Annotated in this window: 2 protein-coding genes; both read left to right on the top strand. The window is 66.5% G+C overall.

The window, feature by feature from the left end; genetic code table 11:
• The first annotated feature begins 602 nt into the window (after positions 1–602).
• Positions 603–1346, top strand: coding sequence for a hypothetical protein (locus tag AC13HU_RS36710; RefSeq protein ID WP_483046331.1), 744 nt, complete (start codon positions 603–605; stop codon positions 1344–1346).
• Between the two features lie 94 nt (positions 1347–1440).
• On the top strand, positions 1441–1674 hold a 234-nt coding region (locus AC13HU_RS36705), incomplete at its 3' end, for a hypothetical protein (protein ID WP_483046330.1).

Raw genomic sequence — 1674 nt, 5'->3', positions numbered from 1 at the left:
CACGCCCCCTCCGCCCGGGACCCCACCAAGGAGGGCGGCGGCGCCCCAGCCGAGGGCCAAGCCTGAGTCACGCAGAGATGCAGGAAGTCGATTCCTGCCAGTCGGCGCAACCGACCGCATCCCACTCCTGACCTGGGCGAAGGCATCACGCGAGCCTCTGCCGGCCCAGCGGGGGGGTGATCTCTCTGCCCTGTGCGGGGAGAGAGATCACCCCCACCCAGGGCAGAGAAATCACCCCCTTTGTCGACACCGTCCGCCAGTCCAGTCAACGAACCTCGCCAGGGATTCAGATGATCATGGGTCAGACCCGGAAGCAGTACTCCATTCAGTCCGCTCACGCCGAGCTGTTTCGATCGCTGGTCGCGGAGCTGCGATCCTGGGAGCACCGGGCATGGAGCGTCGAGGTGAGGTCGCACAGCCGGAGCGTGTTCGTCATCCGGGCGACGGCCGTAGGACACGCGGCACTCACCGAGGCCGTGACCCGCATCGCGTCGGGGAGTGTCAATCCTCGTACTTGCATAACTCTTTTTGGCGCTGTAGAGTTGTTCTCAACGGGGCCGGGAAACGGCAACCGGCCCCCTCAATCCGTCCAGGAGGACACCATGACCGCTCAGATCACCACCGCCACCGGTCTCACCTACTCGGTCGAGGACACCGTGGGCGAAAACGGCGAGGTGACCTACAGCGTCAGCCGCGTCGCGGTCGATGGTGCGATCCCGGTCGGCTCCTTCGTGGTCCACCCGGACTACGACCCGCAGCCCACGACGCCCGCGCTGGTCAACATCCAGTTCGGCGCGGGTTCTCCGGAGGACCGCCACCAGCGCACGAACGTCCCCGCCACGGGCACCGCGACCATGCCCTACGTGGTCGGTCACAAGCTGGTCAACCCGCTGAACCTCACCCCTGAGTCCCCGATCTTCTACCTGTCCGACCTGCGCGCGGCGGTGACCGGCACCGGTACCAGCTCGATGAACCCCGAGGGCGACACGCTGCTGCGGACTTCCGCGCTGGTGACCGCCCTGGTGCGCCACTGGATGCAGCGCGCGGACCTGCCCGAGCTGACGTCCGCGTACGCCCAGTTCGTGAAGGCCGAGACTCCGTGGACCGAGCAGTACGCCAAGGCCAAGACGGCGAAGGTGGACGAGTTGACCATCATGATCATGACCATCAGCGAGCAGATCGACGAGCTGACCAAGCAGCGTGACGACCTGCCCGAGGGCGGTCTCAACCACCCGGACGCCACGCCGGACATGGCCCCGGCCGTGCAGATGACCGGCTCGATCAACGCACTGGCACTCAAGCGCAGTGAGGTGACGGAGGCGCTGAACGCGCTCAAGGCCCTCTGACCATCCCCCTTCCGTCCGGGGTCCGTCAGGACCCCGGACCCGCCTCACCGTCTCACCACGGCCCTGCAAGCCCGCCAGCGGAAAGGAGTTGACCATGAGTGACCCGCTCTTCCCCAGTTCACCGGACGGCGGGGGCGTTGCCGACGCCGTTGCCTTCATCCATCGGGTTGCCAGCACCTTGATCGCTCAGAAGTGGGGCGTGCGGGTTGTCGTGGTTTACCGAATCCTCAGCACGCCGGAGGCGGTATCCGTGACGACCACGCGGTACCTGCTGGCCTTGATGTCGGGTAAAACTCCCGTCGAAGCCGCTGGCGACGTTGGCCGGTAC

It is taken from the genome of Streptomyces sp. NH27, assembly GCF_056859195.1.
This window is presented reverse-complemented; position numbering and strand designations above follow the sequence as displayed.

Excerpts from the sequence above, each read along its gene's own strand:
- AC13HU_RS36710 (WP_483046331.1), top strand. The coding sequence starts at position 603 with ATGACCGCTCAGATCACCACCGCCACCGGTCTCACCTACTCGGTCGAG.